This is a genomic window from Streptomyces ambofaciens ATCC 23877, assembly GCF_001267885.1.
In the GTDB taxonomy this organism is placed as follows: domain Bacteria; phylum Actinomycetota; class Actinomycetes; order Streptomycetales; family Streptomycetaceae; genus Streptomyces; species Streptomyces ambofaciens.
Map to the genome: position 1 here is coordinate 3,862,888 of NZ_CP012382.1, position 22,193 is coordinate 3,885,080.

Annotated in this window: 25 protein-coding genes and 1 tRNA gene; 18 read left to right on the plus strand and 8 right to left on the minus strand. The window is 70.4% G+C overall.

Features of this window, described 5'->3' with window-relative positions:
- Window positions 1–17: 17 nt before the first annotated feature.
- From SAM23877_RS17185 to SAM23877_RS17195, 4 genes are all read left to right on the plus strand, one after another.
- Window positions 18–791, plus strand: coding sequence for a GntR family transcriptional regulator (locus tag SAM23877_RS17185; RefSeq protein ID WP_053133589.1), 774 nt, complete (start codon window positions 18–20; stop codon window positions 789–791).
- The gene (locus SAM23877_RS17190; protein WP_053133591.1) at window positions 788–1,348 is read left to right on the plus strand and encodes a GNAT family N-acetyltransferase; all 561 of its coding nucleotides are present in this window, start codon (window positions 788–790) and stop codon (window positions 1,346–1,348) included. Before SAM23877_RS17185 ends, SAM23877_RS17190 begins: the two co-directional genes overlap by 4 nt.
- A gap of 165 nt (window positions 1,349–1,513) precedes the next feature.
- The gene (locus tag SAM23877_RS37490) at window positions 1,514–3,277 is read left to right on the plus strand and encodes an ATP-binding protein (RefSeq protein ID WP_079030259.1); all 1,764 of its coding nucleotides are present in this window, start codon (window positions 1,514–1,516) and stop codon (window positions 3,275–3,277) included.
- A 266-nt stretch (window positions 3,278–3,543) separates the two neighbouring features.
- Window positions 3,544–4,464 (plus strand): DUF4238 domain-containing protein, encoded by a 921-nt coding sequence (locus SAM23877_RS17195; RefSeq protein ID WP_079030260.1) that lies wholly within the window; start codon window positions 3,544–3,546, stop codon window positions 4,462–4,464.
- Window positions 4,465–4,555: 91 nt separating this feature from the next.
- On the opposite strand, the gene SAM23877_RS17200 is transcribed toward SAM23877_RS17195, so the two are convergent.
- The 7 genes from SAM23877_RS17200 to SAM23877_RS17230 all read right to left on the minus strand — a co-directional run bounded on the left by SAM23877_RS17200 (window position 4,556) and on the right by SAM23877_RS17230 (window position 13,119).
- Entirely contained in the window at window positions 4,556–5,389 is an 834-nt protein-coding gene (locus tag SAM23877_RS17200) for a hypothetical protein (RefSeq protein WP_159041983.1), read from the minus strand.
- A gap of 149 nt (window positions 5,390–5,538) precedes the next feature.
- Entirely contained in the window at window positions 5,539–6,720 is a 1,182-nt protein-coding gene (locus SAM23877_RS17205; RefSeq protein WP_053133601.1) for a DNA cytosine methyltransferase, read from the minus strand.
- 352 nt (window positions 6,721–7,072) lie between these two features.
- Window positions 7,073–8,938 carry a copper resistance CopC/CopD family protein gene (locus SAM23877_RS17210; RefSeq protein ID WP_053142571.1) on the minus strand — a complete coding sequence of 622 codons (1,866 nt, stop codon included), beginning with the start codon at window positions 8,936–8,938 and terminating at the stop codon, window positions 7,073–7,075.
- A gap of 156 nt (window positions 8,939–9,094) precedes the next feature.
- Complete coding sequence (locus SAM23877_RS17215) at window positions 9,095–9,859, minus strand: SDR family NAD(P)-dependent oxidoreductase (protein WP_053133604.1); 765 nt, start codon at window positions 9,857–9,859, stop codon at window positions 9,095–9,097.
- The gene (locus SAM23877_RS17220) at window positions 9,856–10,350 is read right to left on the minus strand and encodes a cupin domain-containing protein (RefSeq protein ID WP_053133608.1); all 495 of its coding nucleotides are present in this window, start codon (window positions 10,348–10,350) and stop codon (window positions 9,856–9,858) included. Before SAM23877_RS17220 ends, SAM23877_RS17215 begins: the two co-directional genes overlap by 4 nt.
- Window positions 10,347–10,955 (minus strand): GNAT family N-acetyltransferase, encoded by a 609-nt coding sequence (locus SAM23877_RS17225; protein WP_053133611.1) that lies wholly within the window; start codon window positions 10,953–10,955, stop codon window positions 10,347–10,349. Before SAM23877_RS17225 ends, SAM23877_RS17220 begins: the two co-directional genes overlap by 4 nt.
- Window positions 10,948–13,119 carry a penicillin acylase family protein gene (locus tag SAM23877_RS17230; protein ID WP_053133615.1) on the minus strand — a complete coding sequence of 724 codons (2,172 nt, stop codon included), beginning with the start codon at window positions 13,117–13,119 and terminating at the stop codon, window positions 10,948–10,950. Before SAM23877_RS17230 ends, SAM23877_RS17225 begins: the two co-directional genes overlap by 8 nt.
- Before the next feature lie 82 nt (window positions 13,120–13,201).
- Here SAM23877_RS17230 and SAM23877_RS17235 point away from each other — a divergent pair, with 82 nt between their 5' ends.
- From SAM23877_RS17235 to SAM23877_RS17260, 7 genes are all read left to right on the plus strand, one after another.
- Complete coding sequence (locus SAM23877_RS17235; RefSeq protein WP_053133618.1) at window positions 13,202–13,930, plus strand: siderophore-interacting protein; 729 nt, start codon at window positions 13,202–13,204, stop codon at window positions 13,928–13,930.
- 154 nt (window positions 13,931–14,084) lie between these two features.
- Entirely contained in the window at window positions 14,085–14,687 is a 603-nt protein-coding gene (locus SAM23877_RS17240; RefSeq protein ID WP_053133621.1) for an HhH-GPD-type base excision DNA repair protein, read from the plus strand.
- A 242-nt stretch (window positions 14,688–14,929) separates the two neighbouring features.
- Complete coding sequence (locus SAM23877_RS17245) at window positions 14,930–15,607, plus strand: HdeD family acid-resistance protein (RefSeq protein ID WP_053133624.1); 678 nt, start codon at window positions 14,930–14,932, stop codon at window positions 15,605–15,607.
- Window positions 15,608–15,698: 91 nt separating this feature from the next.
- Window positions 15,699–16,163, plus strand: a complete 465-nt coding sequence (locus SAM23877_RS17250) for a hypothetical protein (protein ID WP_244902956.1) — start codon at window positions 15,699–15,701, stop codon at window positions 16,161–16,163.
- Between the two features lie 98 nt (window positions 16,164–16,261).
- Window positions 16,262–16,399, plus strand: coding sequence for a hypothetical protein (locus SAM23877_RS40260; RefSeq protein ID WP_167355234.1), 138 nt, complete (start codon window positions 16,262–16,264; stop codon window positions 16,397–16,399).
- A gap of 253 nt (window positions 16,400–16,652) precedes the next feature.
- A complete protein-coding gene (locus SAM23877_RS17255; protein WP_003999914.1) occupies window positions 16,653–16,949 on the plus strand; it encodes a type II toxin-antitoxin system VapB family antitoxin in 297 nt (98 codons plus the stop codon).
- A 147-nt stretch (window positions 16,950–17,096) separates the two neighbouring features.
- Entirely contained in the window at window positions 17,097–17,717 is a 621-nt protein-coding gene (locus SAM23877_RS17260; RefSeq protein WP_053133628.1) for a LytR C-terminal domain-containing protein, read from the plus strand.
- A gap of 27 nt (window positions 17,718–17,744) precedes the next feature.
- On the opposite strand, the gene upp is transcribed toward SAM23877_RS17260, so the two are convergent.
- Window positions 17,745–18,380 (minus strand): uracil phosphoribosyltransferase, encoded by a 636-nt coding sequence (gene upp / locus SAM23877_RS17265; RefSeq protein WP_053142575.1) that lies wholly within the window; start codon window positions 18,378–18,380, stop codon window positions 17,745–17,747.
- A 140-nt stretch (window positions 18,381–18,520) separates the two neighbouring features.
- Here upp and SAM23877_RS17270 point away from each other — a divergent pair, with 140 nt between their 5' ends.
- The 7 genes from SAM23877_RS17270 to SAM23877_RS17295 all read left to right on the plus strand — a co-directional run bounded on the left by SAM23877_RS17270 (window position 18,521) and on the right by SAM23877_RS17295 (window position 22,013).
- A complete protein-coding gene (locus SAM23877_RS17270) occupies window positions 18,521–18,751 on the plus strand; it encodes a hypothetical protein (RefSeq protein ID WP_053133630.1) in 231 nt (76 codons plus the stop codon).
- Window positions 18,752–19,058: 307 nt separating this feature from the next.
- Window positions 19,059–19,607: a tRNA adenosine deaminase-associated protein gene (locus SAM23877_RS17275; protein WP_053133632.1), complete on the plus strand. Its 549-nt coding sequence runs from the start codon at window positions 19,059–19,061 to the stop codon at window positions 19,605–19,607.
- 113 nt (window positions 19,608–19,720) lie between these two features.
- Window positions 19,721–20,152 carry a tRNA adenosine(34) deaminase TadA gene (tadA, locus tag SAM23877_RS17280; RefSeq protein ID WP_053133634.1) on the plus strand — a complete coding sequence of 144 codons (432 nt, stop codon included), beginning with the start codon at window positions 19,721–19,723 and terminating at the stop codon, window positions 20,150–20,152.
- A gap of 55 nt (window positions 20,153–20,207) precedes the next feature.
- Window positions 20,208–20,292, plus strand: a tRNA-Ser gene (locus SAM23877_RS17285).
- Window positions 20,293–20,379: 87 nt separating this feature from the next.
- A complete protein-coding gene (locus SAM23877_RS40265) occupies window positions 20,380–20,556 on the plus strand; it encodes a hypothetical protein (RefSeq protein WP_030979209.1) in 177 nt (58 codons plus the stop codon).
- On the plus strand, window positions 20,556–20,849 hold the full coding sequence (locus SAM23877_RS17290; protein ID WP_053133637.1) for a Dabb family protein: 294 nt from the start codon (window positions 20,556–20,558) through the stop codon (window positions 20,847–20,849). The genes SAM23877_RS40265 and SAM23877_RS17290 overlap by 1 nt, the downstream gene beginning before the upstream one ends.
- Before the next feature lie 213 nt (window positions 20,850–21,062).
- On the plus strand, window positions 21,063–22,013 hold the full coding sequence (locus SAM23877_RS17295) for an RNA polymerase sigma factor SigF (RefSeq protein WP_053142577.1): 951 nt from the start codon (window positions 21,063–21,065) through the stop codon (window positions 22,011–22,013).
- Window positions 22,014–22,193: the final 180 nt, after the last annotated feature.

Consider the following 22,193-nt stretch of genomic DNA (forward strand, 5'->3'; position numbering starts at 1 on the left):
TGAGTCATGATGGGGGCATGAGCAAGCAGCCGAAGTACCGGCAGGTGGCCGATGCCCTGCGCCGAGAGATCGACAGCGGCAAGTACGCGTCGGACCCTCGGCTGCCGTCGGAGAGCGAACTGATGAAGCGCTTTGACGCTTCGAGGAACACCGTGCGGAACGGGCTAAGTCTCCTGGTCAGCCAGGGTCTAGTGTCCTCCAGCCAGGGGCTGGGCTACGAGGTTCGATCGCACGAGGTGTTCAAGCTCAACGCATCTCGGTTCGAGAACCTGGACTTCCCACAGAACGGCGACGCGTACCGCACTGACGTGACCAACGCCGGCCGCCGACCGCATCAGACGTTCCGAGTCGAGATGACTCCGGCGTCGGCGGATATCGCGGAACGGTTGAAGGTCGATGTGGGGTCCACCACGGTTCTGCGGTTCTGCCACCGGTACGTCGATGATGTGCCGTGGTCGACTCAAGCCACCTGGTACCCGGGCTGGCTCACAGAGCGGTCACCACGGCTCGCAGAGCCAGGCGACATCGAAGAGGGGACCACGCGGTATCTCGCGTCGCACGGCATCGAGCAGGTGGGCTACTTCGACGAGATCGCGGCCCGCATGCCGACCCCCGAAGAGGCGCGCCTCTTGGAGATCGGCGCCGGGGTACCCGTGCTGCTCTGGACGCGCACCGGCTACTCGAAGGATCGGCCGATCCGCTGCACGGTCACCACGTTCCGGGGCGACCTCAACCAGATGAACTACGAGATCGGCACTCTGTCCGGCCGGGAAGAGAACGAGCCTCAGTGAGAATCTGCTCAGCGCAACCGCACGACCTGGCCAAGCTGCTCGCCTTCCGGCAGGAGGCAGCAGCTTGGCTGTCTCGTCTCGGCACTGATCAATGGCAGCGTCCGTACCCGGCCGACAAGCTACTCGCCACCATTGAGGCAGGGGACGTGTTCATGGTGCGCGACGGTGATGTCACGGCGGCCACGATCACGTTGACCCCGGAAGCGGAAGAGGGGCTGTGGACCGCAGAGGAGCTAGAGGAACCCTGCCTGTTCATCAATAAGCTGACCGTGGCGCGGACACATAGTGGCCAGGACCTTGGCGGCCGGCTGCTGGATTGGGCCGGGGACCGCGGCCATCGCGCGGGCGCCAAGTGGCTTCGCCTTGACGCATGGACGACGAACGCAGGCTTGCAGGCGTACTACCTGAACCATGGCTTCCAGCACGTTCGGACCGTTCGTCAGGGTCTAGCCGTGAATGGTGGCCCTCGGGTGTCCGGGTGGCTTGCGCAACGGGCAACCGGTCCGGCCACTCACGGGTTCATAGATGAAACTGCATCGCCGAACCGTGTGAGCTGACGCCTCGCGGCGGCTAACAGGCAGGTCACGGGCAGACCTAACCGCCAAGGCGACTGGCCTGGCGTGGCCTCATGCAAGTTTCTTCAATCATCATGGGTACGTCATGGGAGTGAGGACTACCAAGACGCTACTCTGAGGCTCCCCAGACAGGGAGGAGGCAGGCAAGTGACGGAAGCTGACTTGCAAGACTTGCTTGCGAAGCTGCGCCGGTTCGGCGGGGATCACTTCACGTGTGAGGTAAAGCGTTCACAGGGTGGTCTGCCGGCAAGCATGTGGGAGACAATTAGCGCCTTCGCGAACGCTCAAGGTGGACTTATCATTCTCGGCGTCAACGAGAAGACCGACTTCTCCGTTGTTGGGGTACATGAACCTGCAAAAATCGAAGCAAATCTCGCAGTGGTGTGCAGCGAGATGGAACCACCGGTGCGCGCTGAGATGCAGGCTTTCGAGGTAGATGGAAAACATGTGCTCACGTGCTACATTCCACCCACGCCAAAGGACCAAAGGCCATGCCACAAGAAGAGCCTAGGGCCCTGGGCTGGATCAAGGGTGCGAGTAAGCGATGGCGACCGAAAGCTCACCGACTACGAAGTCTCACTTCTTCTGGCAAACAGGAATGAGCAGAAGCAGGATCTGAAGCCGATCCTCGAAGCTTCCCTAGAAGACCTCGATAGCGAACTGATCCGCGCGTTCCTCCGTCGCGTCCGCGAAACCAAATCGCCGATCTTTAGCAGAATCAGTGATGCTGAAGCGCTGCGAATGCTCAATGTCCTCGTAAACCATGACGAGAGATTGGTCCCCTCACTTGCTGGCTTGCTCGTGTTCGGGGTCTATCCGCAGCAGTTCGAACCGCAACTGGACATCACGTTCGTTGGATACCCCACGCCTGAGGCTGGTGTACTAGGACCTTCAGGTGAGCGTTTCACCGAGAACAGATCCATTGACGGGTCAATTCCCGAGATGGTGAGCGAATGCATCCGCATTCTCAAGCGCAATATGCGGCGCCGCAGCATTGTGACAGGCCTCTTCAGGACAGACGAGTGGGAGTATCCCGAAGAAGTACTGCGCGAGGCGCTAGTGAATGCGCTGGTGCATCGAGACTACTCTGAGCTCGCCAGAGGTATGCAGGTCCAGGTGGAGATGTACCCAGACCGACTGGTCATCCGTAATCCGGGAGGGCTGTACGGTCCGGTAGAGGTGGGTTCACTTGGCACTGAAACCATCTCCTCCTCACGAAATAAGGCGCTCCTGAAAATCCTTGAAGACACTCCTTATAGCGATAATCGCATGGTTTGCGAGAATCGCGGCAGCGGGATTGCACGGATGCGCATTGCCCTCGTCGATGCAGGCATGGAGCCTCCACGATTCACCGACGACATCTCGTCCTTTACTGCCGAGTTCCCCAATCACACACTGATCGATGAGGATGCCCTAAATTGGCTTAGCAGCCTTTCTTCGGATCCGCTTTCGAGGCCACAAATGACAGCGCTAGTCATGATGCGGAATGGTGAGGTCATGACCAATAGTTCCTATCGCGCTGCTACAGGGGTGCAAGACAGCCGAGCTGCCAGCAGGGATCTGAAGGACCTAGTCGATCGAGGAATTGTTGAGCAAGTAGGGACCCGCGGGTCAACCGTTTACACGCTTGCGGGGCAGGTAGACGAGCATGCCGAGGAAGCCTTGGAGGAGTTCGTCGAGGAAGCCTTCCCGCTGTTGGGCACATCAGACGGACCCGAACCCGTTAGTGATCTGCAGAATAAGGTGCTGTCTGCTCTAGGGTCTGAATCCCTCCTCAGGCATGAAATCGAGGAGCGGACGGGGCTGGATTCCGGTCAGGTGAGAGGGGCTTTGAAAGCCCTGCGTGAAAAAGGCCGCGTTGAGCTCGTTGGAAAGGCTCGCTCGAAGAACGCTCGGTGGCGAGCTACCTGAGCCGTCATGCACCCCCGAGGGCAGGCGCCCACCCGAGTTGCTTCGGGACGAAGAGGTCGTAGCCCCAGCTGATCGGATGCTGGCGGGGTTGGCCACGTTGTCTCATTGCGGCGCGGCCAACCTCTGGCCAACTTGGATTAGGCCGCACTCGCTGATGGGGAGCTCGCGCAGGTCAAGCCGCATTCGGTCGATCGGATCCAGGTGGGCTTGAGGCTCCGCTCCATAACCCCGCCTCCCTCCCTGCTCGGCACCGCTACAGTCACCCCATGCCGTCGCACCCTGTGAACCACCACTTCGTCCCACAGTTCCTGCTTAAGTACTTCGCGGAACAAGGTGGGCAACTTTACGTGCACCAATGGGTCAGCGGACGTGCCTTTCATAGGAATGTAAAAGAGATAGGCCAGCGCAAGTACGGGCATTCGATCTACCGGCCTGGACAAGAACCGGACCACTCATCGATGGAAGCCGCCATGGGTGACATCGAAGGGCAGGCCGCCACAGTGGTCAAGGAGCTCGTGCAACGCCGTGAACGGGCAGTGCCTGAGCATGCCCGGGAGGCTTTGGCGTGGCTACTCGCTCTGCAATGGCAGCGCAGCCGCTTCCTACGACACGTAGTCAGTCAGTCCGTAGGCGCCAACAACCACGGACTGACTGAGAAAGAAGTTCAGTCCAGCATGATGAGGCTCATTGCTCGGTCAGTGATCTGGCCGTGGAAGGCGCGCAACGACGAGGACGCCCACTACAAGGACCAGTGGAACCCTCTCGTGTCGGTTCTGCTGTCCAGAGACATGCACTGGGCCTGCTACCGGCCGCGTGGGGGCGGCCTGATCGTCAGCGACAACCCTCTGTGCATGTCAGGAGTCGTGGGCACCCCACCGACGGGCGTACCTGCTGGCTTCTTCGATCACGGCGTCGGCATCGGCTTCACTAATTTCCGGCGAATCACTGTGCCGCTCGGCCGCAGCCTCGCCCTCGTCATTTCCCGTGAGGCGAATGAGGTATCCCGCATGGATGTGGCCGCCATCAACCGCTTCACCGTGTTCAACAGCCGGGAGTTTGTAGCGCACTCCCGGCAGTGGAAGCAAAGCCACCCTAAGCTCGCACGAGAGCTCCCTTACCTGCTGAAGCGGCAACAACTGGTAGCGCCAGCGTTCCTTCATGGGTACAAGCCCGGAATCACCGCATAAGCCTAGTCAGCCCCGCCCATGTGCGCGGCCTGGCGCACATCAGGCGAGGCCGTGTCGTCGGCTTGCCGACGACACGGTGCGGCTCGATGCGTCAGATCATGGAGAAGCGGGTGTCGTACTCGTGGGCCATGCGCTGCACCATCGAGTCGTAATGCAGGACATCGTCCTCCGCAGGAGCCGGAGGGGCCGTAACCAGCGTGCATGGACTAACGCCGTCGTTGACCATGTCCACCACCACGATCCCCAACCCGTCAAAGCCCTGGGAGCTGTGATGGCTACGGCGAGGGAGATCAGTGACCTGTGCGACTGCTCTCCTCAGCGCGTGGGGCTGCCTGTGCTTGTTTGGTCCCGGTTTCGCAGTGTTCGTCGGGCTATGGAACTCTTCGGCCGCATTGACCATGAAGAAGCCGATCGAGAGGGCCTGACTTGAGTGGCCATGCACGATCTGATGGCTTGAGTTCAGCTCGTCGTAGAGTCGCGGGAGCGCCTTGATGTGCTCGGTCATGCACGCCTTCGCCTCAAGCGCCACAAGGACGCTGCCGACCGGCCCCTCTGTGATCACAGGCAAGTCCTGCAGCAGCCCCCACTGTCTGGGAGTGAGCTCGATGCCGTGCTTGTCCACGAGCGTGTGGAGGGTTTGGGGCCTCCTCGGGACAGGGGCGCCGGCCTTCGGACGGCACAGCACCAAGTCGAGGCGCTTCTTCTTCTCCGGTGAGAAGCTCCTCAGCGTGTGATTGATGCCGAAGACCACCTTGCCTGACTCCACGTGCCAGCGCAGCAAGTCACTCGTCAGCATCAGGTCGAAGAGGATTCCCCAGCAGATGAGCTGGCCGTGCCGGTCGCTGCGACCGTGGTACTGGAGCATCTGGCCATTGATGGGAACGGCCTTACTGAGGCTCCTTGTGAGAATGTCGACGGCTTCCAAGACCCACCCCTTTCGGGGGCACCCTATCGCTCCGCCGGCCTGCCACTGACGCCTCATCAGGGGACACACGGCTCGTCCTCCAGTGCTCATCCCACCGCTCAGACGAAGAACGGCGGGATGAGCCCTGAGCCCTCGTTTGGGCTGCTCTGCTAGGCAGGCACAGGGCTGGACATCTGCTCTGCATGCAGCTTGAGCGCATCCGAGAAGGCTTGTGGGTAGCGGAGTCGACTCCTGAGGAGTCGGCCGTGAAAGCCTGTTGTGGCACGAAGGCTCAGTGGAGCAGCCTCGTCCACGTCGATCACGTCCAAGAGGTGCTGATACCTGTGGGTCTCAGGCCACAAGCTCATGGGGACGGACCATCGCTGGCTCGCGCTGCCCCAGGCAGCCGTGGGCCAGCGCATCCCCTTCACCAGCAGTTCCTGGCTTGAGTCGTCGTACGTGCCGGGGTCGACTAGGCGGCGCCCCAGCCACTCGGAGACGCCGACGGTGACGGCGTTACCTACCAGCTTCCACCTGACGCCTGGCTTCGCTTTGCTAAGCGCAGGCTCAGTCCAGCCTCGAGGAAAGCCTTGCAACGCTTCAGCGTCCTCAATTCTCGGCGTCAGGATGGCCCGCCCCGGTTCGGCCTCGCGTACCCACATGGCCGGCGCCGACGGGATGCCGAGGCCCGACCCCCCCTTGAGGGTGGGGAGCGCGTCCTGCGCCCAACCCAGGCCGGTGTTGCCTTCGGTCCAGTAGAACCCGAAAGCGTCCTCGCGGTAGTCGCTCTCAGCGCGTTCGCCTGCGTCATCCGCGAAGAGCACCGAGCAGGGATTTTCCGTACGGGAAGCGACGAAGATCACACGCTGACGTCGCTGCGGTACGCCTGTGAAGCGGGAGTCAACGAGTCGGTACGCCCATGTGTAGCCGAGCCGCTCGAACTCGCCAACCAGGTACTCCATGGCTGTGCCGCGGTCCAGCGCCAGCATGTTTCGTACGTTCTCGATGACCACCCACTGCGGTGAGGCGTCGCCTAGGAGCTTGATGAGGTGTTTGACCATCCCAGACGCTTCCCCATGGATGCCAGCCGTCCGTCCGGCCTGTGACAGGTCCGTGCAAGGGAAACCGGCCGTCACCACATCCACATCGGGAAGCGCTGGCAGGGTCTGGATGTCGTCGTGCAGTGGGATGCCCGGAAACTGCCGCTGCAAGACGGCCTGGGCGGGCTCCCACCACTCGCAGAGCAGCTTGGTCTGCATGCCTGCCGCCTTGAGCCCGAGCTCGACTCCGCCAATGCCGGCGAAGAGCCCAGCAACGGTCAGTGTTCGAGTGGCGACATCCGGGTTTGGCATGGTGACGATGATCCCACGTCCCTTCTTGTGCGAGCACAGTTTCCCCTGTGCACCAAGTGCCGAGCCGTGGAGGTGGGTGCACGACACCGGTTCTTGTCCTCGTCTTTGTCCAGTGCGCTTACGGCCGCCCCAGTTCACCGCCGTCCGAGCACCTGCTCTGACCTGCCGCGCGGACCCCGGCGAACACCGCCGGACGGCCATGCGGACAGTTGGAAAGCGTGTTGGGGGCAACCCCTCACGAGTTCGAATCTCGTATCCTCCGCCAGTGCCTCACCGGGCACGAAGTCGAAGGGCCCCCTGGAAACAGGGGGCCCTTCGACGTTGCCGGTACGGGGACGCGGAATGCGTACCGCTACCGCTCGATCCGTATCCGCCTCGACTCGGTCACCTGGTCGATCTCCGACACCCGGACCGTCGTCCTCATCGTCCAGGTGCCGGGCAGGGGCACGGTGAGGGAGTTGGCGCTCCAGTAGCCGCCCCGGTCGACGAGTTCCGCGTGGATCGGACCGACCCCGCGGTCGGGCAGCGTGAAGGACAGACGCAGTTCGGGTACGGCGGCCAGGCTGCCGTCGGGGCCGAAGACGACGGCCTGCACGGCGTTGTCGCCGCTGCGGCCGGGGTCCAGGGTGATCTGGACGGTGCCCCGGCCGGAGGGGCCCACGTCGAAGGGGATCGTGGTGACGGACGCGGGCAGCACGCCTCCCGCCGGTACGGACCGCGCGGCCTCGTCCGCCGCCCGGCCCGGCAGGGTGGCGGTGAGCACGGTCGTGACCATCAGGACGACGCCCGCGACGACGGCCTCGGCCAACACCGACCGGCGCAGCCCCCGGGCATGGGCGGCATCCCGGGCGGGCAGCGGATCGGCCTCCGACGGCATCGACTCCCGCGGCATCGGTTTGGACGGCATCGGCTCCGAGGGCATCGGCTCCGGCGGCCCCGGCAGCCGCGACGGCGGCCCGCCCACCGGCACCGGCACCGGTTCCGGCGCCACGGTCCGTGCGGGCAGGGGCTCGCGCTCCCGTCCGCGTGCGTCCGCCTCCGCGTCTGCCACCGTCCCCCCTGTGACCAGGGCGGAGGTCCACCGCCGGGAGACCGCCGCCGCGGCCAGCAGCACGGCCACCAGGGTCAGCTTGGCGAGCAGCAGCCTGCCGTACGGCGTCCCGGTCAGCGCCGTCCAGGAACCGAGGCCGCGCCAGGACTGGTAGACGCCGGTGACGACCAGGACGGTCACGGAAGTGAGGGCGACCCGGGAGAAACGGGCGACCGTGGCGCCGTCCGGGTGGCCGCGCAGGGTCGCGAGCAGGGCCACCAGGCCGCCGAGCCACACCGCGGTCGCCAGCAGGTGCAGCACGGACGACGTCATCGCCAGCGGCACCTGGATGCCGGCGGACGCGTGCTCCGCGCCGGCCCAGGTCAGGGCGAGGCCGACGGCCGTCACGCCGCCCAGGGCGGCGGACAGCGGGGCGCGTTCCGAGCGCTCCTGCGCCCGGCCCGCGCGCAGGAGGAGCAGCGCGACCGGCACGAGCAGCACCAGCCTGACCAGGAGCAGCGCTCCGGGCCGCGACGTGAGGGTGTCGCCGAGGGCACCGGCGTCGAGGGCCGCCGAGGGCCCCAGCCCCGCCTCGTACGGCGCCCGCAGCACCAGCAGGGCGAGGGTGGCCCCCAGCAGCGTCCACCAGCCCGCCAGCAGCGGCCGGCGCAGCGGGGCGCGGTCCGGCGGGCGGCACAGGGCGACGAAGGCGGCCGTGCCGATGAGCAGGGTGGCGGCCAGGTAGGAGAGGAAGCGGGCGATCTTGTGGAGGGTGGCGGTCAGCGGGTCCTCGGTGGGTCCGGTGTCCACCGGCGCCGTCGTCGCGGAGGGCTTGCCGACCGAGAAGGTGAAGGCGCCGGAGACGGGGTGGCTGTCCGCCGACACCACACGCCAGGCCACGGTGTACGTGCCGTCGCCGAGCTCGCCGGAGAGCGTGACGCGGGCCGTGTCGGCACGGCCGTCCGCGCGTCCGGCCTCCGCCGTGCGCACCCGGTGGCCGCCGGGGTCGAGGACGCGGAAGGAGTCGTCGCGCAGGCCGACGGACTCGGTGAAGGTCAGGGTGACGTGGCGCGGCGCCCGCGGGAGGACGGTGCCGTCCTCGGGGTCGGTGGAGCGCAGGGCGGCGTGCGCGGACGCCGGTCCCGCGCCGCCGAGGACGAGCAGGACCAGTACGGTGCCCAGCAGCAGGGACGCCCGGATCCGTCGCCGGCCCGGTCGTTCCCGGGCTCCGGTGCGCACTCCGCCACCACGCCTCACGTCGCATCTCCGTCGTCGGGGACCCACTGCCTCGGCGATACGTACGGACGCGGCGGGCACCGCGCTCACCGGACGCGGCGCGGTTTCTCACCAGGACGGGCGGGCCGTCACCCCGCCGTCCACCACGAGGTCGTGTCCGGTGATCCAGGAGGCCAGCCGCGACGCGAGGAACACGCACGCGTCACCGACGTCCTCCGGGCGCCCCAGCCGCCGCGCGGGCGCCGCCTCCCGCCACCGCCGTACGCCCTCCGGCCAGCTCTCGGCGAGCCCCTCCCGGTCGACGAGGCCCGGCGAGACCGTGTTGACGCGGACACCCCACGGCCCGTACTCCAGGGCCGCCGAACGGGCGTGCATCACCACCGCGGCCTTGGAGGCGCCGTAGTGCGCGTGGGCGGGAGCGGGAGCGCGCGCCTCGATGGAGGCGATGTGGGTGACCGAGCCGCCGCCGTCCTGGGCGCGCATGATGCCGGCGGCGGCCTGGGTGCAGGCGAAGACGCTGGTGAGGTTGGTGTCCACCACCGTGCGCCACTCGTCCGCCGTCAGGGCGGCCAGATCCCGCGAGGGCTGCACGCCCGCGTTGTTGACCAGCGCCGTCAACCGTCCGCCGCCCCAGTCGGCGGCCTCCTCCAGCAGGCGCCGGCAGGCGACCTCGTCGGTGAGGTCGGCCCGCAGCACCACCGCACGGCCGCCGCGCTCCCGGATCAGCCCGGCCACCTCCCGGGCCGCCGCCACGGCCGTACGGCAGTGCACCGCGACCGCCGCGCCCTCCTCGGCGAACCGCAGCGCGATGCCCCGGCCGATGCCGCCCCCCGCGCCCGTGACGAGCGCCGTCTGACCGTCGAGCAGGTTCATGGGCGGCACAGTTCCACGATCCGCGCGGCCTCGGCGGGGTAGCGCGCCGTGAGGGCGGCCGCGTCACCGTGCACGTAGTCCCCGTAGGTGAAGCCGGGCGCCATCGTGCAGCCGAAGAGCGACCACGCGCCGCCCGCCGCCACCCGGCCGCCCATCCAGGTCCCGGCCGGGACGGTGAACTGCACGTGCTGCCCGCCGAGGACGTCCGCTCCGAGCACGGCCGTACGCGCGCCGCCGCCCGGGTCGAGGAGCAGCAGCTCCAGCGGATCGCCGAGGTAGAAGTGCCAGACCTCGTCGGCGGGCAGGCGGTGCAGGGCGGAGAAGTCGTCCGGGCGGGCGGTCAGCAGGGCGACGATGGCCGAGCCCTCGGGGCGTCCGTCCGGGCGTTCGGGCCCGGCCCAGGTGCGTCGGAACAGGCCGCCCTCGCGGGGGATGGGCTCCAGCCCGAAGTGCGCGATCAGGTCCTCGGCGGTCGGCGGGGGCGGCGTCACGCCGGGAAGGCTACCTCCCGGCGGAGGAAGGCGAGTTGCGCCTTCTTCTCCGGCAGGTACACGTCCGGCAGGTCGATCTCGGGCAGGACGACCGCCGGTCCCGCGGTGAAGCCCTGCTTGAGGAAGCGGGCGATCGCCTTGTCGTTGGCCACGTCCGGGTCGACCACGATCCGTCGCCGGTCCAGGCCCAGCAGGACGTACGCCATGAGGGCCGCCGCCAGCGCGGCCGTCCAGCCGGGCCGGGCGCCCTTGGTCCCGGCGGGGGCGAGCAGCAGGTGGACGCCGATGTCGCCGGGCTCGACGTCGTAGCACTCGCTCACCCGGTCGGCCTCGGGGTCGTAGGTCTGGAGCAGCGCGGCCGGTTCGCCGTCCTTCACCACCAGGAAGGCGTGGTGCGTGTCGAGCGTGTCCATGTGGGCGTAGACGTCGGCGACCTGGCTGCGCGTCAGGCCGTTCATGCCCCAGAACGCGGCGCGCTCCTCGCTCACCCAGCGGTGGATCACGGCGGCGTCCGCGGCGGCGTCGAGGGGGAGGAGGCGGACGGTACCGAAGCCGTCCAGGTCCTGCTCGTGGACGGCGGTGCGGGAGGCGTACGGATCAGACATCGGTTTCCTTCGTGAGCCGGTCGAAGTCGGTGATCACCGGGGCGAGTCCGCCTTCGAGCCACAGGGGCTGCTGGTCGCGGTGGTGGGGCGAGCCGGGGACGCCGCAGGCACCGTGCGGCACCACCCAGCTGCTGTCCTGCCGGTCGGCCAGGTCCCAGACGTACCGGGCGGCGGGGCCGCGTGCGGCGCGGTCGGTGAGGCCGGGCACGGCGGAGGTGCACAGCACGCAGTCGTGGTCCCCGGACAGGCCCGGCTCCTCGGCCGGGCCGGCGTCTTGGGACGGGACGGCGTCTTGGGACGGGACGGCCTCTTCGGCCGGGCCCGGTTCTCCGGACGGGCCGGACGGGCCCGGTTCCCCCGTCCGGGGGGTGGCCGGCAGCGCGCGCCAGGGGGCGAGGCGGTGGGTGTCGCCCCAGGTGCCGGCGGGCGGCCGTGCGGCCACCTCCTCCAGCGCGTCGCGGACCGCCGCGGCGCGGTCGATGCCGTACAGGTCCTCGGCGCGCAGCAGGTGTTCGAGGGCGTGTCCCACGCGCGGCAGCAGCGCGAGCCACGGCTGGAGCACCTCGGGATAGGCGGGCGGCACGGCGGCGGGGGCGAGGGACGGGTGGGCCGCCAGCCGCCGTACGACCGCTCCGCGTACGGCGGCGTAGACCGCGGCGTCGGTGCTGTCGGCGTCCATGCGCCGGTCCCAGGCGAGGAGGCGCCCGCGGAGGGCGGCGGCCTCGGGGGACAGGTCCTCCAGGGCGGCCAGGTGGTGCAGGAGGGGGCCGGCCGAGCCGAGGTGGGTGTCGGTGTGGATGGCGGACATGTCGGCGGCCGACCAGTGCTCCTTCCCGGCGAGCAGGGCGGCGATGCGGTCGGCGCGGTGCGGCGGGGCGAACTCGACGCCGAGCGGGGCGGCCGGCCCGCGCTGGTTGGCCATCACGGCGACGCCGTCGGCGAGTCCGGCGCGGGGCGGGGTGTGCCAGCCGTCCCACGCGTGGCCGGGCTCCCACGCGGGCACCGGGCGCAGGCGGTTGGACTCGGCCCGTACCGGCACGCGCCCCGCGACCCGGTGCAGCAGCCCGCCCTCGGTGTCGGCGGCCTGCACGACGTTGACCGGTTCCGCCCACGCGTCCAGGGCGCGGTCCACGTCGGCGACCCGGCGGGCCCGCAACAGCGGCAGCAGAGCGCCGAAACCGAGGTCGCCGGTGACGCGGGGCGGGTAACGCAGGCTGAGGGCGGCCGGGGTGCCGTCGTCGAGACCCTCGGGGCCGCCGGCGATCACCGGGCCGCGGTCGGTCTCGATGACCTCGACCTCGGCGGTCCCCTCCCCGGCGACGTCGATCGTCTCGGTGTGCCGGGCGGCGCGGTGCCAGGCTCCGTCGGGGCCGAGTGCCTCGACACCGGCGCCGGTGCGGCGCAGTCGCTCGCGGTAGAGGTCCTGGTAGTCGGCCATGGCGTTGGTGATGGCCCAGGCGACCGTGCCGGTGTGGCCGAAGTGGGCGATGCCGGGGACGCCGGGCACGGCGAGGCCGACGACGTCGAACTCCGGGCAGGACAGGTGGATCTGCTGGTAGACGCCGGGGTCCTCGATCCAGCGGTGCGGGTCGCCGGCGATGACCGCGTGCCCGGTGACGGTCCGCTCGCCGCTCACCAGCCACCCGTTGCTGCCGGCGGTGCCGGGGCCGTCGGTGGCGAAGAGCGCGACGGCCTCCGGACCGAGGTGCGCGGTGATGTGCTCGCGCCAGAGCTTGGCGGGGAAGCCGGCGAAGAGGACGTGCGTGGCGAGCCAGACGCCGAGCGGCGTCCAGGGCTCCCAGCGGCCGGGGGCGAGGCCGGTGCGCGCGAACTCGGGGGAGGGTTCCTTTTCGGCCAGCCCCTCGTTGACACCGTCCACGTACGACCGCACCCAGGCGGCCGTCTCCGGGTCGTTCTCCGCCAGGGCGGTGAAGCAGCGGCGGGCGGTGTCGGCGAGCCGGGCCCGCCGGGCGAACCGGTCCCACGACAGGGCCTCGGGTCCGAGGAAGGACGCGGAGGTGCCCTGGGCGCGGTGCCGCTCGACCTCCAGCTGCCAGGCCCGGTCGCGGGCGGTCACCCGGCCCTGGGCGCGGGCGAGTTCGCCCACGCTGCCCGCGCGCAGGTGCGGGATTCCCCAGGCGTCGCGGTAGGTCTCGGCGCTCACCCCTGTGCCTCTACTTTCCTTTAGGTTAGGCTCACCTAAGTCTTGAGTCGTGGCCGAATAGTACGTGAAGGGTGAAGAAAAGATGAGGCAGGGGCGGGGTTGGGAGGGCGCGGTCCTCAAGCTGATGCGGGGCAAGGACTTCGAGTTCACGGTGACGGACGTGGAGGACGTGACTCCGGACTTCCGGCGGCTGCGTCTGGCCGACGGCGGCATGCTGGCGGCGACCGGCGTCCACCCCACGATGTGGGTGCGGCTGTGGTTCGACGACGCGGGCAAGCCGCACCAGCGGGCCTACACGCTGGTCGACCCCGACCCGGCGACCGGCACCTTCGGCATGGAGTTCGCGCTGCACGAGGGGTGCGCCAGCGACTGGGCCCGGGCGGCGAAGCCGGGAGACACCGTCGAGGCGACGGTCCAGGGCACCGGCTTCGAGGTGCCGCAGCCGCTGCCCTCACGCCTCTTCGCGGTCGCGGACCCGGCGTCCCTGCCCGCCCTCAACTCGCTCCTGGACGCGCTGGGACCCGTCCCCGCGACGATCTGGTTCGAGGGCGGCGGCGCGGACGACGGCCTGCCCTTCCGCACCGACCCCGCCCGGCACGAGGTCCGCACGGTCCCGCGCCGCGACGCGGGTGCCCATCTGGTCGCCCAGGTGAAGGAGGCCCTGCCGGAGCTGCTGCGGGCCACCCCCGAGCCGTACGTCTGGATCGCCTGCGACACGGCGACGACACGGGCGCTGGCGGCGTTCGCCCGCAAGGAGCTGGGCGTGCCCAAGCAGCGGGTGAACGCGCTGGGGTACTGGCGCGCGACCTGAGCCCGCACGCGCCCTCACCCGGGGACCGGTGCGGGTCGCGCGTTCTCCCCGGGGACCCGCGCGTGACGCACGTTCACCCCGGGGCCCACGCGTGACGCACGTTCTCCCCGGGGACCGGCGAGCGCCCCGGTTCCGCACGCGCGATCATCGGGGCATGGACGTCACACTTCACCTCGCCCAGGACCCGGAGGCCGACGAGCTCCTCGGCCGCAGTCCGCTCGCCGCGCTGGTCGGCATGCTGCTCGACCAGCAAGTTCCCATGGAGTGGGCGTTCAAGGGCCCGTCGACCATCGCCCGGCGCATGGGGGCGGAGGACCTGGACGCGCACGACATCGCGGCCCACGACCCGGAGGCCTTCGCCGCCCTGCTCTCCGAGAAGCCGGCCGTGCACCGCTACCCGGGGTCCATGGCGGGCCGCGTCCAGCAGCTGTGCCGGTACCTCGTCGACACCTACGACGGTGACGCCGAGGCGGTCTGGCGGGGCGTGGACAGCGGCAAGGAGCTGCTGAAGCGGCTCCAGGAACTGCCGGGCTTCGGCAGGCAGAAGGCCCAGATCTTCCTCGCCCTGCTCGGCAAGCAGCTCGGCGTCCGCCCCGAGGGCTGGCGCGAGGCGGCGGGCGACTACGGTGACTCCGGCTCCTTCCGGTCCGTCGCCGACATCACCGGGCCGGAGTCCCTGACCAAGGTGCGCGCCCACAAGCAGGAGATGAAGGCGGCGGCCAAGGCGGCGAAGGCCGCGAAGGCCGCCGACAAGTAGCCGGACCGCCCACGACGCCCCGAACGGACCCGGCGGCAGCGGCCGACGGCACGGGCCCGCGTTCCCGCCCCGCCGCCTGGCGCGGGGGCGGGCCGCCGTCGCCGGTCCGAGGCGGTACCGGGGGGGGGGCGGCACGCTCCGCCGCAGGTGGCACCCCGCGGCGGAGGGGGCGGCACGGGCCGCATCAGTCCGGTGGACCGTCTCAGGTGGCAGGGCCCGTGGGGGCGCTCCCAGCATGGAGCATGACCGAGCCACCGAGCGGGTCCCCCGGGGGACAGCCGTACGACGATCGCGGGGTGCACGCCCGGCACGGCACGCGCACGCCGACCGCCGGGCCGCACGAGCCCGAACCGGCCCTCGAAGGGCCCCTGCACCTGCTGTCCCGCACCGCCTGGCGGACCGTGCTGCTCACCGGGGCCGCCTCGCTCGTCCTGGGCGTGCTGGTCCTGGTCTGGCCGGGTGCCTCGCTGCGCGCCGCCGGGGTGCTCTTCGGCCTCTACCTCGTGGTCAGCGGCGTCCTCCAACTGGCCGCCGCCTTCGGCACGCACCGGACGACCTCCCTGCGGGTCCTCGCCTTCATCAGCGGCGCCGTGTCGATCCTGCTCGGCCTGTTCTGCTTCCGCGGCCCGCTGCAGTCGGTGCTGCTCCTCGCCCTGTGGATCGGCATCGGCTGGCTCTTCCGGGGCGTGACCCAGATCGTGGCCGCGGTCCACGATCCCGCGATGCCCGCGCGTGGCTGGCACGTGTTCCTCGGCGTGGTCACCGTGGCCGCCGGCATCGTCCTGATCGACTCGCCGGTCGAATCGGCCGCCGTCCTCATGCTGATCGGCGGCTGGTGGCTCGTCGCCGTCGGCGTGGTCGAGATCGTCACGTCGGTGCGCCTGCGCGGGCGCGCCGACCGGGTTCCGCGCACGCTGTGAACGCCGCCCGCGCCGACCGGCCCCGCGCCGCGCGAGGGGTTCTCGTGCCGGCTCGACGGCCGGTGCGCGCCCGGAGGGGACACGACCTGCCGTGAGTCCCGCACCGCACGCCACCGTCCGCGCCGCCACCGCCACCACCGTCCGCGCCGCACGCGCCGGACGGACGGCGCGCGCGGGTCGGACGGCGCGCACCGCTCGGACGGCGCGCGCGGGAAGGCCCGTACGCTCCTCGCGCCGCCGCACGGCCTGTCTGCGGGTCCTGGTCCTGCTGCTCGCCCTGGTCGTGCCGTGCACGCACGCGACGGCCCAGGCCCCGCCGGTCGCCGCGGCGGCCGGCGTGAGCGGGGGAACCACGGGCGGCGGCGCGGCCGGCGAGTACGACCACCTCGACACCGCCCTGCGCACACCTGCCCGCGGCGGCCGCCGCGCCGTCGTCACCCGGTCGGCCCCGTCGGCCGGCCTCCGCGTCCCCGGCCCCCACACGCTCCCGCCCTCCGTCGTGGCCGGACCGCCGCCCGCCTCGCGCGGCCCGCGCTCCGTGGTCCTGCGCTGCTGACGGGGCCGGACCGGCCCGCCGCGCCGGTCCACCGGCCCTCCGCCCGCACGCGGAGCGCCCCGCCACGGAACACGGAACACGGAACGAGGAGCCCACCCATGCTCGACGACCCCTACGCCGTCCTGCGCGCCCTCCTGCGCGCCGAGGCCGCCCGCCGCACCCCCGAGTCCCGCACCGGCGGCCCGCAGGCCCCGAGCGAACCCCGGCCGCCCGCGCGAGAAGGGGGACGTGACTGACGCGGCGGCCCCGCGGCGGGGCGGGTCCGGTACCGGCTCCGCCGCCGACAGCACGCCCGGCGGCACGCCGACAGCACGCCAGCAGCACGCCAGCAGCGCGCCGACGGAACGCCCGCCGGCGCGCACGAGTACGCCGACGAGGTGGTCCCTCGCCGGCCGCCCTCCCCGTTTGCCCCGTTTACGGCGTCATTTCCGGCGCCGCACTGCGGCGCCATGGCTGCGCCCGCCGCGTCTCGGCCGGTAGGCTTTCCGTGTGATCTTCAAGCGCATCGGAAACGGCCGGCCGTACCCCGACCACGGCCGGGAGAGCACCCGGCAGTGGGCGGACGTCGCGCCGCGCCCGGTCCGCCTCGATCAGCTCGTGACGACCAAGGGCCAGCTCGACCTGGAGACACTCCTCGCCGAGGACTCCACCTTCTACGGCGACCTCTTCGCGCACGTCGTGAAGTGGCAGGGCGACCTGTACCTGGAGGACGGCCTGCACCGCGCGGTGCGCGCGGCGCTCCAGCAGCGTCAGGTGCTGCACGCGCGGGTCCTCGAACTCGACTGACCGGCGCCCTCGAAGGCCCCGTGCCCTTCCCGCTTGACCCTTTCGGGTTGCATTGCGGTGAACCTCGGAACGCCTGCTGATCATCTAATAGGCATCGCCGCCCGGGCGCACTACGCTGCGCTCATGAGCATGCTCACTCCCCCTGGCATGGGCGGCCAGTACAAGATCACGGGGGACAAGTACCCGCGGATGCGACCGGCCCGACGGCGCGGCAGGTTCGCGGTGGCCGCCGTCGCCTGCGTCACCGTGCTGGGGCTGCTCGGCTGGGGCACGCTGCAGCTCATCGACGTCTTCACCGGCGGTGACAAGGCCTCCGCGATCGGGGCCGGAGCGGACTGCCGGACGACCGTCGCGAAGGCGAGTCCCTCGCCCGCCGCCGTGGCCGTGCCGAAGCCGGCCCAGGTCACCGTCAACGTGCTCAACGCCACGACCCGCGGCGGCCTGGCCCAGAAGACGGCCGACGAGCTGAAGAAGCGCGGCTTCCGCGTCGGCGACGTGGGCAACGCGCCCAAGGAGTACGACAAGAAGGTCAAGGGCGCCGGCGTCCTGCTCGGCCCGGCCGCGTCCCTGAAGAGCGCGCTGCCCGTGCTCGGCACCCAGCTTCCCGGGGCCGAACGCCGTGGCGAGGCGGCCCGCAAGGGCACCGCCGTCGACCTGATCATCGGCGACGGCTTCAGGGAACTGGCGCGGCGGGCGGACGCCGACGCGGCGCTGGCGAGGCTGAGCGCGCCGCGCACGACGACCGCCGCGGAGAAGAAGAGCTGCTGAGGCAGCCGGAGGAGCGGGAGCGGCCTACTACTCGGCCGACCCGTACATCCGGTCCCCCGCGTCGCCGAGGCCCGGCACGATGTAGCCGTGCTCGTTGAGCCGCTCGTCGACCGAGGCCGTCACGACCGTCACCGGGGTGCCGGCCAGCTCGCGCTCCATGAGTTCGACGCCCTCGGGAGCGGCGAGCAGCACCACCGCCGTCACGTCGTCGGCGCCGCGCTTGATGAGCTCCTGGATCGAGGCGACCAGGGTGCCGCCCGTGGCCAGCATCGGGTCCAGGACGTACACCTGGCGTCCGGAGAGATCCTCCGGCATACGGGTGGCGTACGTGGAGGCCTGCAGCGTCTCCTCGTTGCGGATCATCCCGAGGAAGCCCACCTCGGCGGTCGGCAGCAGCCGGACCATGCCGTCGAGCATGCCGAGACCGGCGCGCAGGATCGGCACCACCAGGGGGCGCGGGTGGGAGAGCTTGACGCCGGTGGTCTGCGAGACCGGCGTGTGGATGTCGACCTGTTCGGTGCGCACGTCGCGCGTGGCCTCGTAGGCGAGCAGGGTGACCAGCTCGTCGGCGAGACGGCGGAAGGTCGCGGAGTCGGTGCGCTGGTCGCGCAGCGTGGTGAGCTTGTGGGCGACCAGAGGGTGGTCGACGACGTGGAGACGCATGTCCACCACAGTAACCGGGCCCCATGGGGCCGGCGTCCCCGCGCCCGCGGACGGGCCCCGCACACGGCCGCGCTCGTCCGCGGGCGTCAAACCCCCCGGCCCGGGGAAGGGGGAAGGGACGGACGCTGGGTGGTGAGACTGTGCCTGACCGGGACTTCCACAACACGCCGTCCCCCGGCGACGAGCCGGGGACGACGCGCGGGACGGAGCGGAGTACGGAGCCGGAACGGGAGGCCGAACGCCGTCGGCGACGGGCCCAGTTCCTGCGCGACCTCGCGGAGGCCCGGGAACTGCGGGACCGCGTGCAGCCGCGCCGCGCCAAGACCGCCCGGCTGCGCCACGCCATGCGCATGCGCACCTTCCGCTGGTAACCCCCGGCCCGGCCGGGGGCGGATCCCACGCCGCGCCGACGTCACGGCGGCGGCGTACGCGGGCGCGGCGGGAATCCGCGTACGATCCGCACGTGGCGGCGACGAGAGCGCTGATGGACGGCCACCCGGGTAGGTACTCCCGGGAGGTGGATCGAAACTGCCGGACACAGGGCGCCGAAGACATCCCCTGAGGGCCTTGTTTCTGCCACGATTCCGAGTGGGTGGGCTCGGAGCACCGCTCCCCCACCCGCAGCCTCCGCCGGGGGGACCCCCAACCGGCACGCCTATGACCAGTGGGAGAGTCACGGTGTACTTCGCCGCACTGCTCGCGCGCACCGAAGACGGATGGGTAGCGAGCGACACTGAGCTCGACGATGTGGAGACCCTGTCGGATCTGGCCGACCTGGCCCGGGAAGCCTCTCCCGACGAGGACACGGTGCTCGTGCTGATCGAGCAGGAGGACGCGTGGTTCGGAGTCGTCCGGGTGGACGGCGAGGAGGACCCCCGTATCTACGTTTCGGACGCTGCCGCGGCCGCCCGCAGCAGCTACGGCGAGATCCTGCTCACCGACGAGCTGCTCGGCCGGGACCCCGGTGACGACGGCGCCGACCTCGACGCCCTCGACCTCGACGGTACGGAGGACGGTGAGTCCGACGACGAGGACGAGGACGGTGCCGACGGCGGTGACGCCGCCGCCGGCACCGCGGAGGCCGTGCCGCACGGGCCGGTCGGTGACGCCGAGGTCCTCGACGACCTCGGGCTGAGCGAGAAGGAACTGCGCTCGATGTCCGGGGACGCGGTCGGTGAGATCGCCGAGGCCCTGGGTGCCTCCGAGGTCCTGGAGACCGTCCGCTGACCGCGCCGGCCGAGGAGGGCCCGGGCAGCCCGGCACCGGGGACGACACCGGAGAGGGCACGGCCCGACCACTCCGTACCGCCCGATCCCGTACGTGACCGGTGGCGGGCCGCGATGCGGCTCGCCCTGGCCGAGGCCGGACGGGCGGCGCGGGACGGGGACGTCCCCGTGGGCGCCGTGGTGCTGGCGCCGGACGGCCGGACCGTGCTGGCGGCCGGGCACAACGAACGCGAGGCCACCGGCGACCCCACCGCCCACGCCGAGGTCCTCGCCGTCCGGCGGGCCGCCGCGGCGGCGGGCGAGTGGCGGCTGTCCGGCTGCACGCTCGTCGTCACCCTGGAGCCGTGCACGATGTGCGCGGGCGCACTGGTGCAGTCCCGCGTGGACCGCGTCGTCTACGGCGCCCGCGACGACAAGGCGGGCGCGGCCGGATCCCTGTGGGACGTCGTGCGCGACCGGCGGCTCAACCACCGCCCCGAAGTGATCGAGGGCGTCCTGGCCGACGAGTGCGCCCGGCTGCTCACGGACTTCTTCCGCGACCGCTGACGCCCGCCGGATTCCGATTTCGGAGCACGCCGCACCGTGCTGTAAGGTCTCTCTCGGTAGCGTGTCCGAGCGGCCGAAGGAGCTCGCCTCGAAAGCGAGTGTGGCGCAAGTCACCGAGGGTTCAAATCCCTCCGCTACCGCTCTTGAAGGGCCCCGTCGAAAGACGGGGCCCTTCGTGCGATCATGAGCGATCGAAAGGCGTGCATCAAGGGACAGGGGAGGCCGCGGTGGCGGTGAACGCGAAGAAGATCGCCGTCTACGCACTCGTGGTCTTCGTGCTGTATGTGATCATCACGGACCCGGCGAAGGCCGCCGACTACGTCCAGATAGGTTTCCAGGGCATCTCCGACGCCGCGGGCGCCGTCGGCGACTTCATGACCTGGGCTGCCAACGGAGGAAAGTGATGATCCGCCACCTGGTGCTGTTCAAGCTCAACGACGGCGTGGAGCGCGACGACCCGCGCGTCGTGGAGGGCGTCGAGGCCTTCCGGTCGCTCGGCGGCCGGATCGAGGAGCTGCGCTTCTGGGAATGCGCCTGGAACATCAGCGACCGGCCCATCGCCTACGACTTCGCCATCAACTCCGCCGTGGACGACGCCGACGCCCTCAAGCGCTACCTCGACCATCCCGCGCACCAGGCGGGCGTCGCGCTGTGGCGGGAGTTCGCCACCTGGGTGATCGCCGACTACGAGTTCTAGGGACCTCCGGTACCGCCGTACGGAGCGGCCCCGCACCCGACAGGTGCGGGGCCGCTTCGCGTTCACGGCCGTCCGCCTCTTCCGCGCCCCTCTGCGTTCACTCAACACGACGTTATGAGGTGCTTGCACACAGTGCACATGTCTTGTGATGCTATGACCGCTTTTGACGGATGAGTGACGGAAGAGTTGACAGATCACGAGGTGGAGTTGACCGTGCCGGCCAGTACTGCGCCTCAAGCACCGCCCGCACCGCCCGCCCAGGCCCCGGAGCCCGCCGCACCGCCCGCCCGGGCCCAGGAGTTGCCCGCACCACCCGCCCAGACCTCGGAGCCTCCCACGCCCGCCCAGGCCCCCGAGCCGCCCTCGCCGGAGCCCCCGCAGGAGCCCTCGCCGCAGCGCAGCCGGGGCGCCGACACCCGGGCGCTGACCCAGGTGCTCTTCGGTCAGCTGAAGGGCCTGACGCCGGGCACTCCGGAGCACGACCGGGTACGGGCGGCGCTCATCGAGGCCAACCTCCCGCTGGTGCGCTACGCCGCCGCCCGCTTCCGCTCCCGCAACGAGCCGATGGAGGACGTCGTCCAGGTCGGCACCATCGGGCTCATCAACGCCATCGACCGCTTCGACCCGGAACGGGGCGTGCAGTTCCCCACGTTCGCGATGCCGACCGTCGTCGGCGAGATCAAGCGGTACTTCCGCGACAACGTCCGCACGGTGCACGTACCGCGCCGGCTGCACGAGCTGTGGGTGCAGGTCAACAGCGCCACCGAGGACCTCACCACCGCCTTCGGGCGCTCCCCGACGACCGCCGAGATCGCCGAGCGGCTGCGCATCAGCGAGGAGGAGGTGCTGTCCTGCATCGAGGCGGGACGGTCCTACCACGCCACCTCGCTGGAGGCCGCCCAGGAGGGCGACGGGCTGCCCGGACTGCTCGACCGGCTCGGCTACGAGGACCCCGCCCTCGACGGCGTCGAACACCGCGACCTGGTCCGGCACCTGCTCGTCCAGCTCCCCGAACGCGAACAGCGCATCCTGCTGCTGCGCTACTACAGCAACCTCACCCAGTCGCAGATCAGCGCGGAACTCGGCGTCTCCCAGATGCACGTCTCCCGGCTGCTGGCGCGCAGTTTCCAGCGGTTGAGGTCGGCGAACCGGATCGAGGCGTAGTCTCGAAAGCGCCTCGACGCACAATCGAAGGCGCGAGCGACGGGTCACCGTGACGAGCGAATCGCTCACCAGGGACGTTGTGGGCGGAATCGAGCCGAAAGGCCGTCAGACCCCCTGTTTCCAGGGGGTTTTCGCGTCTTGGATGTCGACATGTCACTACAGCGCGTTGCCGACATGTGA

What these genes read in the sequence shown, in the direction of transcription:
- SAM23877_RS17225 (WP_053133611.1), bottom strand. Translation starts at nt 10,955, where the DNA reads ATGTCTGATCCGTACGCCTCCCGCACCGCCGTCCACGAGCAGGACCTG.
- SAM23877_RS17195 (WP_079030260.1), top strand. Translation starts at nt 3,544, where the DNA reads ATGCCGTCGCACCCTGTGAACCACCACTTCGTCCCACAGTTCCTGCTT.
- SAM23877_RS17260 (WP_053133628.1), top strand. Translation starts at nt 17,097, where the DNA reads ATGGGCGGCCAGTACAAGATCACGGGGGACAAGTACCCGCGGATGCGA.
- SAM23877_RS17290 (WP_053133637.1), top strand. Translation starts at nt 20,556, where the DNA reads ATGATCCGCCACCTGGTGCTGTTCAAGCTCAACGACGGCGTGGAGCGC.
- upp (WP_053142575.1), bottom strand. Translation starts at nt 18,380, where the DNA reads ATGCGTCTCCACGTCGTCGACCACCCTCTGGTCGCCCACAAGCTCACC.
- SAM23877_RS17205 (WP_053133601.1), bottom strand. Translation starts at nt 6,720, where the DNA reads ATGCCAAACCCGGATGTCGCCACTCGAACACTGACCGTTGCTGGGCTC.
- tadA (WP_053133634.1), top strand. Translation starts at nt 19,721, where the DNA reads ATGCGGCTCGCCCTGGCCGAGGCCGGACGGGCGGCGCGGGACGGGGAC.
- SAM23877_RS40260 (WP_167355234.1), top strand. Translation starts at nt 16,262, where the DNA reads ATGCTCGACGACCCCTACGCCGTCCTGCGCGCCCTCCTGCGCGCCGAG.
- SAM23877_RS17235 (WP_053133618.1), top strand. Translation starts at nt 13,202, where the DNA reads ATGAGGCAGGGGCGGGGTTGGGAGGGCGCGGTCCTCAAGCTGATGCGG.
- SAM23877_RS17185 (WP_053133589.1), top strand. Translation starts at nt 18, where the DNA reads ATGAGCAAGCAGCCGAAGTACCGGCAGGTGGCCGATGCCCTGCGCCGA.
- SAM23877_RS17245 (WP_053133624.1), top strand. Translation starts at nt 14,930, where the DNA reads ATGACCGAGCCACCGAGCGGGTCCCCCGGGGGACAGCCGTACGACGAT.
- SAM23877_RS17215 (WP_053133604.1), bottom strand. Translation starts at nt 9,859, where the DNA reads ATGAACCTGCTCGACGGTCAGACGGCGCTCGTCACGGGCGCGGGGGGC.
- SAM23877_RS17240 (WP_053133621.1), top strand. Translation starts at nt 14,085, where the DNA reads ATGGACGTCACACTTCACCTCGCCCAGGACCCGGAGGCCGACGAGCTC.